This is a genomic window from Candidatus Hydrogenedens sp. (assembly GCA_035378955.1).
In the GTDB taxonomy this organism is placed as follows: Bacteria; Hydrogenedentota; Hydrogenedentia; order Hydrogenedentales; family Hydrogenedentaceae; genus Hydrogenedens.
Genome location: DAOSUS010000020.1, coordinates 38,441 through 55,050, shown reverse-complemented (window position 1 = coordinate 55,050; position 16,610 = coordinate 38,441). Strand labels below are relative to the sequence as shown.

14 protein-coding genes and 1 tRNA gene are annotated in these 16,610 nt (G+C 37.5%); 9 read left to right on the top strand and 6 right to left on the bottom strand.

Translation table 11 applies throughout. The features are described from left to right. Positions 1-258: 258 nt before the first annotated feature. The 7 genes from hcp (at position 259) to gyrA (ending at position 10,158) form a co-directional block, all read left to right on the top strand. The gene (gene hcp / locus PLA12_06215) at positions 259-1,560 is read left to right on the top strand and encodes a hydroxylamine reductase (GenBank protein ID HOQ32089.1); all 1,302 of its coding nucleotides are present in this window, start codon (positions 259-261) and stop codon (positions 1,558-1,560) included. Positions 1,561-1,630: 70 nt separating this feature from the next. Continuing rightward, positions 1,631-2,134 (top strand): Rrf2 family transcriptional regulator, encoded by a 504-nt coding sequence (locus PLA12_06210; GenBank protein ID HOQ32088.1) that lies wholly within the window; start codon positions 1,631-1,633, stop codon positions 2,132-2,134. An 84-nt stretch (positions 2,135-2,218) separates the two neighbouring features. Then, entirely contained in the window at positions 2,219-3,370 is a 1,152-nt protein-coding gene (gene rsgA, locus PLA12_06205) for a ribosome small subunit-dependent GTPase A (protein ID HOQ32087.1), read from the top strand. Positions 3,371-3,424: 54 nt separating this feature from the next. Next, positions 3,425-4,792 (top strand): PhoPQ-activated protein PqaA family protein, encoded by a 1,368-nt coding sequence (locus tag PLA12_06200; GenBank protein HOQ32086.1) that lies wholly within the window; start codon positions 3,425-3,427, stop codon positions 4,790-4,792. 77 nt (positions 4,793-4,869) lie between these two features. Beyond that, positions 4,870-4,946: transfer RNA gene (locus tag PLA12_06195), tRNA-Val, on the top strand. A gap of 200 nt (positions 4,947-5,146) precedes the next feature. Further along, positions 5,147-7,585 (top strand): DNA topoisomerase (ATP-hydrolyzing) subunit B, encoded by a 2,439-nt coding sequence (gyrB, locus tag PLA12_06190; GenBank protein HOQ32085.1) that lies wholly within the window; start codon positions 5,147-5,149, stop codon positions 7,583-7,585. A 38-nt stretch (positions 7,586-7,623) separates the two neighbouring features. Beyond that, positions 7,624-10,158, top strand: coding sequence for a DNA gyrase subunit A (gene gyrA / locus PLA12_06185; protein ID HOQ32084.1), 2,535 nt, complete (start codon positions 7,624-7,626; stop codon positions 10,156-10,158). Positions 10,159-10,183: 25 nt separating this feature from the next. Here gyrA and PLA12_06180 read toward each other — a convergent pair whose 3' ends face one another. Together PLA12_06180 and recF are read right to left on the bottom strand one after the other, a co-directional pair. Continuing rightward, positions 10,184-10,495 (bottom strand): DUF721 domain-containing protein, encoded by a 312-nt coding sequence (locus PLA12_06180; GenBank protein ID HOQ32083.1) that lies wholly within the window; start codon positions 10,493-10,495, stop codon positions 10,184-10,186. Next, a complete protein-coding gene (gene recF / locus PLA12_06175; GenBank protein HOQ32082.1) occupies positions 10,470-11,558 on the bottom strand; it encodes a DNA replication/repair protein RecF in 1,089 nt (362 codons plus the stop codon). The genes PLA12_06180 and recF overlap by 26 nt, the downstream gene beginning before the upstream one ends. Positions 11,559-11,795: 237 nt before the next feature. Between recF and PLA12_06170 the strand changes: the two genes are divergently transcribed. Beyond that, entirely contained in the window at positions 11,796-13,214 is a 1,419-nt protein-coding gene (locus PLA12_06170) for an MFS transporter (protein HOQ32081.1), read from the top strand. A 240-nt stretch (positions 13,215-13,454) separates the two neighbouring features. Further along, positions 13,455-13,598: a hypothetical protein gene (locus tag PLA12_06165; GenBank protein ID HOQ32080.1), complete on the top strand. Its 144-nt coding sequence runs from the start codon at positions 13,455-13,457 to the stop codon at positions 13,596-13,598. Between the two features lie 9 nt (positions 13,599-13,607). Here the strand turns inward: PLA12_06165 and PLA12_06160 are convergent, their stop codons facing one another. Genes PLA12_06160 through PLA12_06145 form a run of 4 tightly spaced genes read right to left on the bottom strand, consistent with a single transcriptional unit; the run spans position 13,608 to position 16,483 of the window. After that, positions 13,608-14,591, bottom strand: coding sequence for a methyltransferase (locus PLA12_06160; GenBank protein HOQ32079.1), 984 nt, complete (start codon positions 14,589-14,591; stop codon positions 13,608-13,610). Between the two features lie 17 nt (positions 14,592-14,608). Continuing rightward, positions 14,609-15,433 carry an alpha/beta hydrolase gene (locus PLA12_06155; protein HOQ32078.1) on the bottom strand — a complete coding sequence of 275 codons (825 nt, stop codon included), beginning with the start codon at positions 15,431-15,433 and terminating at the stop codon, positions 14,609-14,611. 21 nt (positions 15,434-15,454) lie between these two features. Then, positions 15,455-16,045, bottom strand: coding sequence for a 5-formyltetrahydrofolate cyclo-ligase (locus PLA12_06150; GenBank protein ID HOQ32077.1), 591 nt, complete (start codon positions 16,043-16,045; stop codon positions 15,455-15,457). A gap of 27 nt (positions 16,046-16,072) precedes the next feature. Further along, the gene (locus tag PLA12_06145) at positions 16,073-16,483 is read right to left on the bottom strand and encodes a hypothetical protein (GenBank protein HOQ32076.1); all 411 of its coding nucleotides are present in this window, start codon (positions 16,481-16,483) and stop codon (positions 16,073-16,075) included. Positions 16,484-16,610 lie beyond the last annotated feature (127 nt).

Below are 16,610 nucleotides of genomic sequence, written 5' to 3'. Positions count from 1 at the left end.
TCAAACAATACGGAACCTCCATTTTTTTCATTTATATAATAGGTAGATAAAAATATGTTTCGGCTTCCTGGGATATATGAGGGAAAATAATTATTCGTCTCTATTTTTTTGTGTTAATTTTTATCCTTTGTATTTAACAACGATTTTTTAATTAATTGGATTTGACATTTATATATATTTTAGATATAATATATCTATAATATATTTTTTGTTTCCAAAACATTAACCTCAAATGTAGGAGAAAAGATTATGACAAACATGTTTTGCGACCAATGTGAACAAACCTTTAACGGTACCGGTTGTACCCAGAAAGGTGTCTGCGGAAAAGATGCCGATATGGAATCTCTGCAGAAAACTTTACTCTATGGGTTGAAAGGAATGGCGGCATACAAACACCATGCCCGCCGTTTAGGAAAGACAGACCCGGAAATTGAAGAGTTTATTGAACGCGCCTTATTTGCGACCATGACCAATGTCAACTTTGACATGGAACATCTTTTGGAACTGGTTCTCGAATGCGGAAAGATAAACCTAAAAACAATGGAACTGCTTAATAATGCCCATGTAGAAACTTTCGGGAATCCCTCTCCGGTAAAAGTCAAAGAAGGTATTCAGGAAGGACCCGGTATTCTAATCACGGGACACGATTTATTGGACTTAAAACAATTGTTAGAGCAAACAAAAGGCACAGGAATTAAGGTTTACACTCACGGCGAAATGTTACCTGCCCACATGTATCCGAAATTACGGGAATATCCGCATTTTGCTGGTCATTATGGTGGTGCGTGGCAACTTCAGCGAAAAGAATTTGAAAGATTTGGCGGTCCTATAGTCGTTACCACAAACTGCGTTCTTATCCCTGCCAGTCATAACACCTACCTCGACCGTTTATTCACACTTCATTGCACAGGCGTCCCCGGCGCTCCTCGTCTTAACGATGGTGATTTTTCTCCTGTTATTAAAAAAGCACTTGAAATAGGTCCTTTACAACCCACCGAAATAAAAGAAAGCACAATTGGATTTCATTGGACTTACATCCTCTCTGTTGCAGACAAATTAATTGATTTGATTAAAGCCGGGAAAATCAAACATATATTCCTTATTGGGGGTTGTGACGGTGCTGAACCCGGTCGCAATTACTTTGCCGATTTTGCACAAAACACCCCAAAAGAATCTCTCATCCTCACATTAGGTTGCGGTAAATATCGTATTCGCAATTATGATTACGGGGATGTTGAAGGTATTCCTCGTTTATTAGACATGGGTCAATGCAATGACTCTTACGGTGCTATCCAAACAGCCCTCGCTTTAGCGAAAGTGTTTAATTGTGGCGTAAACGACTTACCTCTCACTCTTGTAGTAAGTTGGTTTGAGCAAAAAGCTGTTGCTGTTTTATTGACTTTATTATCGTTAGGGGTTAAAGGTATCCGATTGGGTCCTGCTTTACCTGCATTTATTACCCCCAATGTGTTAAAAGTTTTACAGGATAAATATGACCTGAAACCTATCGGCAAAAATGCCTCTGAAGATGTAAAACAAATTCTACAAGTTGTATCATAACCTAAAAATAAAGGGGAACAGGTTGTTAAATACCTGTTCCCCGAAATATATCCATAACCGGATTCTTCCTATGTTCAGCAACACAACGATTACAGCCATACAAGCACTAACATTTATAGCCCTTCACAATAAAAAAGAACCTGTTTCCCATCTCGAACTCACAAGACATATCCATATTTCCACTTCTTACCTCTCAAAAATTATGACACTACTTACTAAAGCACGACTACTCAATGCTCATAGAGGGCCTTCCGGTGGTTTTACATTAAATCTACCACCGCAACAAATTACACTCCTTGATATTGTAGAAGCATGTGAAGGGAAAATTTTAGGAGATTACTGCAAAGACACAGACGATATTGAACATGTTTGCGCCTTCCATAAAGCCATGTATGAAGTTCGAACTGCTCTCACTTCTACGCTTAGAAAATGGACATTAGATAAAATTATCAAAAAACCATTACCGGACGAAAAACTTCTTCCCTTCGTTAACTGTAAAATGAAATCTGTATGTGCTTCCCTTTCCCCTACCAGAAAACAGAAGTCCTCCAATAAAAATAAAAGTGGCATTTAATTTTTAAAATCCCCATAATACATATATAATCTCTTATAATCTCTTTGATTTTTTTACAAGCAACTCTATTAAATTTATAGGACTATGAAAAAGAAAAAATTAGAAAAAAGCAAACGGTCAGAAACTCGTATAAAAAACTGGGAAAATCGTTACGACGAAGCATTCTCAAAAGATTCCATTCGTCACCGACGGGCAGAAGTTCATCTACCAGACAATTCTCAACATGAATCCCATCTTCCTGAAACATTCGAACCCAATGCAACCGTAGTATCTCATAGTAAAAAATGGGCTTTTGTCCTGCTTGATACAGCAACAGAACCGAAAGAAATCCAGTGTAAAATCGATGAACGACTTCGGGAAAAAGAATCCAGTCTTATTGCTCCCGGTGACCGAGTTTTTGTCGATTATGAAGAAAAAGGGGAGCCTATTATTCGTGGGATTGCACCTCGAAAATCAAAATTAAGCAGGCTTTCTATAGACCGCGAGGGACCACCCGAACAAGTCATTTCGGCTAATGTTGATATCCTTTTTGTTGTTGCCTCTGTAAAACAACCCACATTCAAACCCGGACTCATAGACCGATTCCTTATTGTTGCCGAAAATGGGAATGTAGAACCTGTAATTGTTATCAACAAGATTGACCTTATAGATACTCTGCCAGAAGAAGTAAAAATTTACCAAAATCTCGGATTGAAAATGCTCTTCACCAGTTGTGTAAAAAAACAAGGGATTGAAGACATTGTAAATCTATTAGAAAACAAAACGGGCGTATTAGCAGGTCATAGTGGTGTTGGAAAAACTTCCCTTCTAAAGAGTATTTGCCCCGATGTAGATGCAGTAACCCTGGAAATTAGTCAAAAAACAGAAAAAGGGAAGCATGCTACTACCAATACACGACTCTACTGTTTACCCAACGGGGGCAAATTAATTGATACCCCAGGTATCCGTTCTTTAGGCTTCTGGGACATGGACCCCCGCTCCCTTGATTATTACTTCCCTGAAATATCCCGATTCGCTGAAAAATGCCGATTTAATGACTGCTCTCATATACATGAGCCTAACTGTGCCGTTCGAGAAGCGATTAAAAACGGTGAAATCCCCCTCATCCGCTATGAATCCTACCTGCGCATTCGGAAAAGTATTGAACAAGACGGCATTACCCCGGGAAGAATGAGAAAAGAAAATATCCTACCTCGTGACCTTTCCCATTTTCGTAAGAGAAACCATTTTAAATAATAAAGTGTCTTAAAATAAACATATTTTATTAAACCAATCAATAGGAGACCTCTTATGAAAAAGAACAAATTAGCCATCGTGTTTATCTTCCCCTTGTTTTTAAATCTTTTATTCATCTCATCGTTTACCCATGCCGACTTAAAAAGTTATGTAACCAAACCCGACCCTACATACTCTTATGAAATTGTAGATACAAAAGATATGGAGGGTTGCAAAGCGAAAATTATTCGGTTAACATCACAAACATGGCAAAATATTGTATGGACTCATTGGCTCGTTCTACTCTGTCCACCCGAAATAAAGAATTCCGACATAGCCATGCTTGTTATTAGCGGAGGTTACAACCAACAAAAAGAGCCCAATATTAATTCCATAGAATTTAAAATTGCTGTCACAGTTGCGAAAAAAACAAATTCCGTTATTGCAGTTCTATCTCAGGTTCCAAATCAGCCCTTATTTGATGGAAGAAACGAAGACGAAATCATCGCTTACACCTACGATAAATATCTCAATGGCGAAGGAGATGAATGGCCATTATTACTACCAATGGTAAAAAGTGCTGTCCGTGCCATGGACACTATCCAGTTGGTCCAAAAGGATACAGATAACCACGAAATCAAACGCTTCGTCCTTACAGGTGGCTCAAAAAGAGGCTGGACAACATGGTTAACCGCAGCAACAGGAGACCCAAGGGTTGTTGCCATTGCCCCTGCTGTTATTGATGTGCTTAACATGAAACAACAAATGCTTCACCAATTAGAATGCTATGGCACCTTCAGCAGTGAAATAGAAGATTACACCCGCCTTAAAATTCCTCAGAGAATGCACTCACCCAAAGGGGAACAATTATTAAGCATTGTTGACCCTTATACCTACAGAAATTCACTTACCTTACCTAAATTAATTCTCCTTGGCACCAATGACCCCTATTGGACTGTAGATTCCGCCAATCTATACTTCCCGGACTTCCCCGCTCCAAAATACTTATGTTATCAACCCAATACAGGCCATGACGCCTCTCCTACAGGTATTGCTACATTAGCCGAATTTTTCCTGTCCACAAAAGAGAAAAAATCGTTCCCTTCTGTCTCATGGGAAATATCCAAAAGAAATGTCATTAATGTAAAATGGGACAACCCGGAAGGTACCGCCTACCTCTGGAAAGCCGACTCCAACAACCGCGACTTTAGAAACTCCAAATGGGAAAGCACACCCTTAAAAGGAAAGGGAAAAGCCAAAGCAAAATTAGTTCAACCCAAAACCGGCTGGAGTGCTTATTATGTCGAAGTCCGATTCCCCGGCTCCTTTGGCAATCCATATAGCATTTGCACACAAATGAAAGTTCTACCCGAAAACACATACCCATTCAAAGTAGATAAAGAAAATGTCAAAGCCATACCCAACGACACAACAACAAAATAACTATTACATTAAAATCTTCAATAATTTGACAATACATTTATAGATTGATATAATTTATATCCACATTTATACTGAGTGGGCGATTAGCTCAGGTGGTTAGAGTACTTGCTTGACATGCAAGGGGTCACTGGTTCAAGTCCAGTATCGCCCACCATTTTTATTTCTCCTAAATTATTGATTGATACTTATTTGCAAGTGATTTTTCCATCAATGAAATCATGGTGTTCTTCAAATATTTTATTCATTTTCCTCTGTTTATTATTGCCCTTCGTTATCATAATTTGATATAATAAACTTACTTAATTTCTTCCCTTTTATGGACTCTTTCCTATTACCTATAGAAAGGTGGAGCACATGACTGAAAATACATCTCATGCTTATACTGCAGATGCCATTGGTGTCCTTGAAGGACTTGAAGCCGTCCGAAAAAGACCCGCAATGTATATCGGCGACACAGGTATTCGTGGTTTACATCATCTTGTTTATGAAGTAGTTGATAATAGTGTTGATGAAGTCATGGCAGGCTGCGGTGATACTATTCAGGTAACAATCCACATTGATAATAGCGTTACAGTTATTGACAATGGACGCGGAATACCTGTTGACCCGATGAAAGACGGAACACATAAAGGGAAGTCAGCTCTTGAAGTTGTTATGACTGTGCTTCATGCAGGAGGCAAGTTCAATCATAGTGTCTATAAAGTTTCCGGGGGATTACATGGTGTTGGCGTTTCCTGTGTAAATGCCCTTTCCAAGTGGTTAGAAGTGGAAGTAAAAAGAGATGAAAAAATTTACTATATGGCTTTCGAACGCGGAAAAACATCTACTCCTTTGGAAGTTCGTGGCAAAGCAAAAGGGACCGGAACACGAGTTACTTTCCTCCCTGACCCGGATATTTTTGAAGAGGTGGTATTTCAGTCGGAAATTTTAATTAATCGTCTCAGAGAGTTAGCCTTCTTAAACGCAGGTTTGAAAATTATATTCACAGATGAGCGAAATGATGAACCTTCGATAACCCTTCAATATAAAGGGGGATTGGAAGAATTTGTCAAACACTTAAATAAAGGTAAAGAACCTATTCATTCCAAGCCCATTTTCATTTCCAAAAGCAAAGAAGACATTCAGGTAGAGGTGGCGTTACAGTATGTAAAAACTTATTATGAGCAGGTCATCAGTTTTGCAAATAACATTCACACGCCCGGTGGAGGCACTCATATCACCGGCTTTCGTAGTGCTCTAACCCGTAGTATTACAGATTGGATAGATAAAAACAATCTGAATAAAAAGAAAAACTTTTCTGTTACAGGTGATGATACTCGCGAAGGGTTGACCGCTGTAGTTTCTATTCGACATCCCAACCCACAATTTGAAGGACAAACCAAAGATAAACTGGGAAATAGCGAGGTTCAGGGGCTTGTAAACTCAATTGTATATAGTGCATTACAGGAATTTTTTGAGCAAAATCCCCGCATTGCCAATCAGATTGCGGATAAAATTTTAGAAGCAGCAGAAGCCCGTGAAGAATCCCGTAAAGCCAAAGAACGTGTCCGCAGAAAATCCGCTCTGGATACATTAGGACAGGCATCTAAATTAGCCGATTGTTCAGAACGAAATCCAGAACTTTGCGAATTATTCATCGTAGAGGGTGATAGTGCAGGTGGCTCCGCTAAACAAGGTAGAGACCGCCGTTATCAGGCTATCCTTCCCTTACGCGGAAAAGTCCTCAATGTCGAAAAAAGCCGCCTTCATAAAGTACTTGAAAATAAGGAAATCGCTTCACTCCTTCGGGCATTAGGTATTGACATAAGTAAAGAAGAAATTACACTTGATAACCTTCGCTACCATCGCGTCATAATCATGACCGATGCTGATGTAGATGGTTCTCACATTCGAACCCTCCTATTAACATTTTTCTTTAGATACGCCTCCGAACTTATCCGAAAAGGACATCTATACATAGCACTCCCTCCCCTTTACAGAATTTCCAAAGGGAAAAAATCAAGATACACCCATTCCGAATATGAATTTGAGGCTTTTATACTTGAAACAGTCATGGAAAATGTTCGGGTTGTATCAAGCAATGGAGATGCGAACAACGATGAAAAACTTATTCAAGTTCGAACACTTATTAAAACGATTGAAGCTATTCGAAACCTTGAAAAAGTAATCAACCGACTAAATAAAATATACGGCGTTACCCTTGAAGAACTCCAACGGATAAGAGAATTGCCTCGCGAAAAACTTGTCTATCCCGAAGCAATCACACAAAAAGAATGGAAAAAAATCTTTGGCGATGCGAAGGAAATCATTAACATGGCCATTCCCACCAAAAGTGATAATGGCGATACAGAATCCGTTACAACTCCCAAACCTGCACGCCTTCCCAATCAGGTGGATATAGCCTTCATGAAAAGTCCCGATTTTTCATCATACCTCCATTGGTATGAAGCTGCTAACGCACTGGGCGCTCCACCTTTCCGAGTTTTCAGCAAAGATAATAAAGAAAACAATTTGCTTTTTGAAACCAATTCACCTATGGAACTTAGAAACTACCTCATGGAGTTAGGGAAAAAAGACCTTGTAATTCAGCGATACAAAGGTCTCGGTGAAATGAATGCCGAACAACTTTACGAAACGACCATGGACCCCGAAAAACGAACATTGCTGAAAGTAGAAATTGCTGATGAAAGTTCTGTAGAAGAGACATTCACAATTTTAATGGGCGATGAAGTTGAGCCTCGTCGTCATTTCATAGAAAAACATGCTCTTGAAGTGCAAAATCTTGATATTTAATTTCCAATAGACACATAAAACACCTTAGGAGAAAATACATGGCGGTGAATCAAAATATAAAGCCAGTCCCCATTGAACAGGAAATGCAAACCGCTTTCCTCGATTATTCCATGAGTGTAATTGTAAGTCGGGCTTTACCCGATATTCGCGATGGATTAAAACCGGTTCAAAGACGCATACTCTTCGTTATGCATCAATTGGGATTAACTCCCAATCGTCCATACCGTAAATGTGCCACTATCGTCGGAGAATGTTTAGGAAAATATCATCCCCATGGAGACCAGGCGGTTTACGATGCCCTTGTCCGATTAGCCCAAGATTGGAACATGCGTTATCCTATGGTTGATGGTCAGGGTAACTTCGGTTCTATCGATGGAGATAGTCCCGCAGCATACCGATATACAGAAGCAAGGTTAACGCCCATTGCTTTAGAAATGCTAACAGATATAGAAAAGAATACCGTCGAAATGCGTCCTAATTTCGATGGCCGTCTCGATGAACCCACCGTATTACCGTCCGGTTTCCCCAACCTCCTTGTAAACGGCTCTTACGGTATTGCCGTCGGTATGGCTACAGACTGTCCTCCTCACAATTTAACAGAAATCTGTAACGCAATTATTTACTATATAGACAATCCTTCCGCTCCCGTCGAAGAATTTATAAAGATTGTGCCGGGACCCGATTTCCCCACGGGGGCTATCATCTGTGGTAAAGAAGGAATTCTTCGTGCATATAAAACAGGAACGGGACAGGTAAAACTTCGGGCACGAATTAAAGTCGTCTCCCAGGAAAAAACGAAAAAGAAAAGTTTACTCGTTGAAGAAATCCCGTATCAGGTTACAAAACAAACTGTGATTGAATCTATTGCAAAAGCCGTAGAGAACAACAAAGTTTCAGGTATCACTGACCTTCGCGATGAATCCGACCGCGAAGGAATGCGTTTAATCATTGAACTCAAAAGCGATGTCAATCCTCAGGTCGTTTTAAACCAACTTTACCAACATACTCAATTACAAAGCACATCAAGAATCCATTTCCTCGCATTAGTAAATAATATTCCACGCGTATTAAACCTGAAAGACATGATTCAGCACTATGTCCAATACCGTGCTGAAATTGTAGAACGCAGAACCCGTTTCGATTTAGAACAGGCAGAACGCCGTGCCCATATCCTTGAAGGTCTATTAAAAGCCATTGACCAAATTGACGAAGTAATTAATCTAATTCGGAAATCTGCAAATGCAGAAGAAGCACAAACAAAATTATGCAAAAAGTTAGATATTTCTGTTGAACAGGCAAAAGCCATCCTTGCTATGCCACTACGGAGATTAACCGGATTAGAACGAAAAGAACTACAAGAAGAATATGACAACCTGCTTAAAGAAATTAAACGATTAAAACATATCCTCTCAAGCCGTGAAAATATTCTTGCTGAAGTTCGAAAAGAAGTAGAAAAAATCCGCGAAAAATATGGAGACGAGAGAAAAACAGAGATTTTAGAAACTATTGAAGACTTTGATATTGAAGACCTTATCGCCGATGAAGCCATGATTATAACCGTATCCAATCAAGGATATATTAAACGCATGCCCCAGACAACATCACGAAAACAACGGCGAAGAGGTCAAGGCGTCATGGGAATGGAAACCCCTGAAGATGACTTCGTTAAACATGTCTTTACTGCAACCGCTCATGAATATCTCATGTTCTTCACAAACGAAGGGCGTGTCTACTGGCGGAAAGTCCATGAGATTCCTGAAGCAGGCAGAACCGCAAGAGGTAGAAATATCAAAAACCTGCTTGCCCTCGGAGATAAAGAGAAAGTAACAGCCTTCCTTTCAATTAAAAACTTAAAAGATGAAAGCAAATACCTGTTCATGGTAACCAAGAAAGGTCTCGTTAAGAAAACCCCGTTATCTGCTTATAGTAAACCGCGTTCGACAGGTATCCAGGCAATTACCTTAGAAGAAGGTGATGAACTTATAGATGTCCTTGTTACCTCAGGAATAGACAATGTCCTTTTAGCAACTCATAGCGGCCTTGCAATAAGATTTCCTGAAAAAGATGTCCGTCCTATGGGTAGAACGGCTCAGGGTGTAGTTGGCATTCGCCTTAATAAAGGTGATTATGTCGTAGGCGTTTCCGTTGCCAAAGACAATCTAACCGTTCTCACTGTTACAGAAAATGGCTACGGGAAACGGACAGAAGTAAAAGAATACCGCATCCAACATCGCGGAGGAAAAGGAATTATTAATATACAGACACAAGAGCGCAATGGCAATGTTGTTACCATGCTTACCGTAAGTGATGACGAAGACATCGTAGTCGTTGCCACCGATGGCAAAATGCTTCGCATCCCCATTAAAAGTATTCGTGTCATTGGTCGAAATACCAAAGGTGTGCAATTAATGAACCTACGCGAAGGTGCTAAAATTGCATCCGCAGATAAAGCAATTAAAAAGAGTGATGCAGAAGAAGAATTACCGGAAGGTTCTTATGCCGAAGAAGAAAATGAAGAAGAAACCGGCGACCTTTTTGAAAATGCCCCTGATAATGAAGAAAATTCCGAATAAAAAATAAAGTAACAAAAAATTTTCATTACTCCTTTTCATCAAGTTCGAAGAACAAATCATCAATAAGGTCCTTTTGAAGAACGGCTTTTATCCTTCCTAATATCTGTTCCTTATCAAAAGTTAATCGGTGCATAACGGTAGTATTCTTCACTTTAATATGAAGTCTCCCCCTCCGAAAACCTGCGGGTTCTGTGAGTGATGCAAATTCTTCACCAACAATCTGTTTCCATTGCTTCCACACAGGAACCAACTCCAAACTCAATTTAAGAACTTCGGATTTTTTTACATTCGAAATTATCTCGGATATTTTTTCAGGCTTGTTCTTGTGACTTCTCAAGATTGCCACTCCTTATTCGATACATATCAAACTTTCGTTCTAAATTTCTACAGAATATTTCATCCACTGCTGTTATTATAACCTGTATTCCTTCTGGAATTGTTTCTAAAAATTTCTTTCCCCGTTGTGGGTCAAGGTCGGAAAACAATTCATCTGCAAGCACAATAGGAAAATCCTCCTTCTTCTCTTTACTTAAATAAATCTCTGAAATACGAATTGCATAAGCGCAGGTCTTTTTCTGCCCCTGAGACGCATATTGACGAACAGGATAGCCATTAATCTTCACTTCTATATCATCTCGATGAGGTCCATGAATTGTTTGCCCTCTCTGAATATCTGTTTTACGATTTTCCTCTAATTTCTTCAAAAAAACATCCTCTAAAACATCCGGCAAATAACCAATTTCTAATTTTTCATCTGATATAATTTGATTATGAATATCGGATGCAAAAGGTTTGAGATTTTTTATAAAAGCACTCCGTTTACTTATAAGTGTCTTGGCAAACTCCGCCATTTGCACTTCCCAAATCCATAATTCATCCTGTTTTACATCGGGTTTACGCAGTAATTCATTCCTCTGACGAAGTGCTCGCTGATACCCTTGCAACGCATAAAGATATGCACTATCCATCTGTGAAAGTTGGACATCCATAAATCTCCTTCGATAACTTGCCCCTTCACTTACAAGGTCTGAAAAATCACTCGTTAAGAACACTATCCGCATTTTCCCGATTAATTCGCTCACCTTTTCAAGACTAATGCCATTTACATAAATTCTCTTGCTCCCTTTTACCCATTTCATATCAATGGATATTGGCTCCATCATATCTTCATCAGAAACTACTTTCCCTTTAAGTAAAAAACCATCCCTTTCGTATTGAACCAATTCCTTTTCATTATTCGTCCTTAAACTACGCGCCAATGATAAAAAATGAATCGCCTCCAATAAAGAAGTTTTCCCCTGAGCATTGGCTCCGATAATGATATTCATCCCTGTATGGAATTCTACATTCAAATCTGTAATACATCGAAAATACCGTGCATAAAAATTTTTTAAATACATATCTTTAATTTTCGTGAATTAGTGAAACTTTTTCATTTTTTTGCGGATTATTACAAAATAAATGTAATTTTATCTATTGTTTATGGTATAATATTACCAAGGTAAACTAACAAACAAAAAATAGAGATAATATTGTAAGTGCATCTATGGATGCACTATTTTTTATATTCTGATTATTTCTATTTTTTTTATAACAACATATTGTATAATAACAAAACTACTACCATATATTGATAAATGAGCATACTTGTTTCTACACATAAAGAAGACTTAGAAAATATCGATAACAATTATATTGATAAAAATAAAAATTTTTTTGTTATTGACGCAACATTAGCGCAAGGAATGACAAGCCTTAGCACAGGCGCCTTTCTTAGTGCTTTCGCTTTATATCTTGGTGCAAGCTATGTTGTGGTTGGTCTTTTAAATGCACTAATTCCTCTGGCTCAAATCTTGCAAATACCAGCAACATTTTTAGTTGAAAAATATCCTAAAAGAAAATTTATTGCCCTATTTGCTCTAACTTTAAGTCGTATAGCAATACTACTCTGTGGACTTATTCCACTTTTCTTTATCAAAAGTCATGTTCTCCCTATATTTTTTGTTTTGTATATTATCTATGTATCATTTGCCAATATAGGTGGTTGTGCTTTCAGCACATGGTTTCGCGATTTTTTCAATCCAGATACTTTCTATCAGGTATTAACTCAAAGATTCATATTTGCCACCTTATTAGGAGCCATTGCAAGTTTTGTTGGAGCATTGGGTTTAGAATATATAAAAAATAATTATTCACAATATATGCTTTTTGGTTATTCTGGGGTATTTATCCTTGCTGGAATTTTAGGATTAGGCTCATCAATAGCCATACACAATATTCGCGATTTATTGAAACATATTAATGAACAAACACACTCTTCACTCCAGCACAATTCCTTCTGGAAGCCCTTTCAGGAATCCTTAGAAAATGTTAACTTCCGTAAAACAATGCTATTCTGTATCATCTGGAACTCTATCTTTAATTTTTCCTGTCCCTTTTTACCAGTCTTTCTGATGAAACGAATTGGTTATTCGTTATTAATCATTATTTGTTTAACCGTTTTGAACCAATTTGCTAATGTTATATCCTTTTCTTTCTGGAAAAAATTCTCTATTCGATACGGGAATCGCTCTTTGCTATATTTATGCATACCTGTTTTCTTTGCCGCTGTTATTTCGTGGTTCATATCCGCAGAACTAAAAAATGATATTGTCCAATGGTACTTAATATTATTCCTACATATCATTTCAGGTATTTGCGTAGCAGGAATTAACCTATGTCTCACAAACCTTATTTTTTCCACAACCCCTCGCGGTAAAGCCACAGCACCATTAGCATTAAACAGTTCCCTGAATGGCTTGGTTGCAGGAATAGCACCCATTTTAGCCGGTTATGTTGCAGAATACGGAACCCTATTTCAGATTTCGTCAAATACTTATTTACATTTTCTACGGGCACCCTTACAACTCTTTTTCGCTCCGACTATACAGGTTACAGGTCTGGACATGGTAATGATTATCTCCGGCATCATAGGAATTTGCTCTGTAATAGCCATACATTTCCTAATCCCTACCCATATTTCATCCTTATCTCCTTATTCGTCTTCACAAGAGTAATTTTTTCATTATAACCTTTTGTTATCTTATTTTCAGTAAAATTATAAACATTACCCATTCGTTGTGCTCCACAACTATAAATCATCTTTCCTTATGTGAAAATTCATTTACACTTAAAGTATGTATAGTTCTACAATTCTTTCTCTATCCTTAAAAATAATTTTTAAAGAAATGAATTGCTTTTTCGTTTGTATCGTCTTTTAAACAGATGAAACAAATAACTGTAGAAAGGATACAACGATGAAAAAGAAACACACAGACATAATAACTAAAAAACAAAACTATCCTAAAACAGCATCTTCCACAGAGGCTCTTTTCTTCTATTTATATTTCACCGTAATCTCGGTTATGTTATCTGCTGCATTTGCAGAAAAAAGCAACTAATATCTATACTTACTCTTCTTTAACTGCTTCTATGACTGTATCCATCTGTTCCCCATGAATCTTAAAATGCACATTCTTAAATCCTGCACAATTTAAATCCTCTTTAATCTCCTCGAAGGTATATGTCCCTCCTCCTTGCGTTCCTACTAACATATTAATTGCAAACAACGCCCCTGTTTTCGGACTTATTCTGTCTTCTGACATCACATAATCCCGTATCCACAAAACACCCCCTGTTTCCAGTGCAGCAAAACATTTCTTATATAAATCCACATTTTGTTCCCGACTGTTCTGATGTATTATCGCTGACAACCATAAAAAATCATAACCACTCGGTAACTCATCCTTATAAAAATCCCCAACATAAAAATCTATCTTGTCTTTATAGGGTGAATTTTTTAATCGTTCTTTGGCTATCTCTATAACGGGGGGCAAATCAAATATTGTTGCCTGCAATTGGGGATTTATCTCAATAAAGGCTTCAGAATAGGTTCCCGATGCACCTCCCACATCTAACATTTTTTTATAAGGAACAGTTCCCAATTTTTTTAACAACGGTTTAGATGCTCTCAATGCAAGTACATGCATACCCAAAATAAACGCTTTCAACTGGTCGGGACTCATCTGGTCAACAGGTTTTATTGTAATCGTTTTTCCCTTCACTATATCAGTAAGATGGGACCAGCGATGCCATAAATTTGCATAATGTTCTAACATAAATAACATACATTCAGACCCATATTTGCTTAAAAAAGGAACTACTTCTGTAGATGTTTTATATTTCCCGTCCTTCTTTTCCAACAATTTCATGGCACACATTGCATCCAGCAAATACTGAGTCGCCCTTTTTTCCGAATGCAATTCTTCACATATCTCCTGCAAATCCATTTCTCGCTCCGATAACAAAGTAAAAATATCTAATTCAACACCTGTGAGTAATACCCTTGCTTCACGAAAGTTAAAAGCAATTTCTAATATTTTAGAGAAATCCATATTCTCTCCTTTCTCATTTACCTATTAAAAAATGAACATAATATAGCATTTACTATATTTGCTTTCTGATAGTTTACTGCATGGGTTCCATCTTTTACGGCATGTAAAGTAAGCCATGGAACCCATTCTATTATTTGTTTACTCAAGCAAAAAGGCACAACATTATCCTTCTCTCCCCATATCAGGCATCCTTCCCGTTTCTGTTTTCCCAATTGAATATATACATCCTCCATATCACATATAGGACCCTGTTTTAATGTGGACAATATGGCTTCTCTATACCCGGGTATCCTCATCTGTTCTTCATAAACCTTCTGCATATAAATTTTATCTTCCATAGAATCCCCTATTGTTTCCAAGACACCTTTTATTAAAGCCTTCTTACCAAAAACTTCATAAAGAATTGTTCCAACAAAAGGCATACCCATTAATTTCATTCCCCATGTTCGCTTTAATAAACCTGCAGGAGCAATTAATACCATTTTATCCACCATTTCAGGATATCGAACTGCAAAATCACTTACAATAGCACCTCCCATACTTAACCCTACAAGACTTACGGGTAAAGAAAGTGCTAATGTTTGTATCAATTCATATAATTGATTAACAAACAAATCCGCATCATAAGAAACTATAGGACGGGCAGAATTTCCTCTGCCATAAAGGTCATATCGAATAGCACAACAATCATTAGACAATTCATAAATATTTTTATTCCAAATACACATCGGCGAAGATAATCCATGCACAAATACGACAATAGGTTTAGAACTATCCCCCACTTTCTCAAAACATGTTTTCCCCTTATTAAGTTCTACATATTGATATTCTCTATCCTTCATAAAAACTCATTTGCCTTACATTTATGAAAAAGAATTATGGGGATGGAACACATTATTTTCAGTAATAACCCAATCCACCGGAACATCCCAGTTCCTATGCGGACATAACATTACCATCTGAAAACTATAACAGAAACCTACAGAAATACACCGCCTATTGCTACCTAAAAAACGGTCATAAAAGCCCTTCCCATGTCCAATTCGATAACCACGACGGTCAAAAACGATTCCCGGAACAATGCAAACAGTCTTTTCTTTTATTCTATCCGTAGAGGGTTCCCAATCAGGCAAAGGTTCTAATATTCCCCAGGGACTAATCTTTAATTCCTGTAATTTTTTCTCATCAATTAGATACCATATCAAATTATATTGTTTTACACGCGGTATCCATATTTTTTTCCCTCTTTTAAGCAATGAATAAATAAGAGATTTTGTTTCCACTTCTCCCTGTCCATCGGACATGTATACAAAAAAGTTCTCATACACATCCCAAAAAGTTAATGAAAAAAAGAGCTCTGTTATTCTTTCACTTCTTTCTTTTATTTCATTCGGCGAAAGCAATCTTCTACAAAACAATACCTTCTTCCGTAACTCATCTTTTACTATATTCATGTCTTTCTATCTAAATTTTCTAACAAATTAATAAAATATAACTCGGAAACGGGCATCATTCGAAGCCTTTATCTTACATTGAACAGGAACTTCCTTATCACGCGGTAGTAGTATCTGCCCTATTAAAGAAGAAATTGTATAAAGCCGTATTTCAATTTGTTCAGGATAACTCTCTGCTATAGACACTGTTTTCCCAAGATAAAAACATAATTGATTAGGAAATACAAATTTCCCTGAAAAGTTCCACTCTTCCATGTCCACACTTTCTTTTGTAATTGTCCCTTCAAAGCCCAAAGGTCCTTCTACTTTATAACCAAATTGTGTAGACAATAAGGTCAATTCTCCTTCCTGAATAGGCTTACATATACATCCCGAAAATCCAATAATAAGAAATAAAGCAATAATAATCGGCATTGTTTTTTTCATTAACTTTTTCATTATATTTTTCTCCTTAAATAAGAATTGTAAACTACTTTTGAAAATAATAAATTCTAATGAAACCCAGATGTTTTTCAATCTGTCTCTATATATGGTAATAAACATGCTACGCGCGTGGCAAAAAATA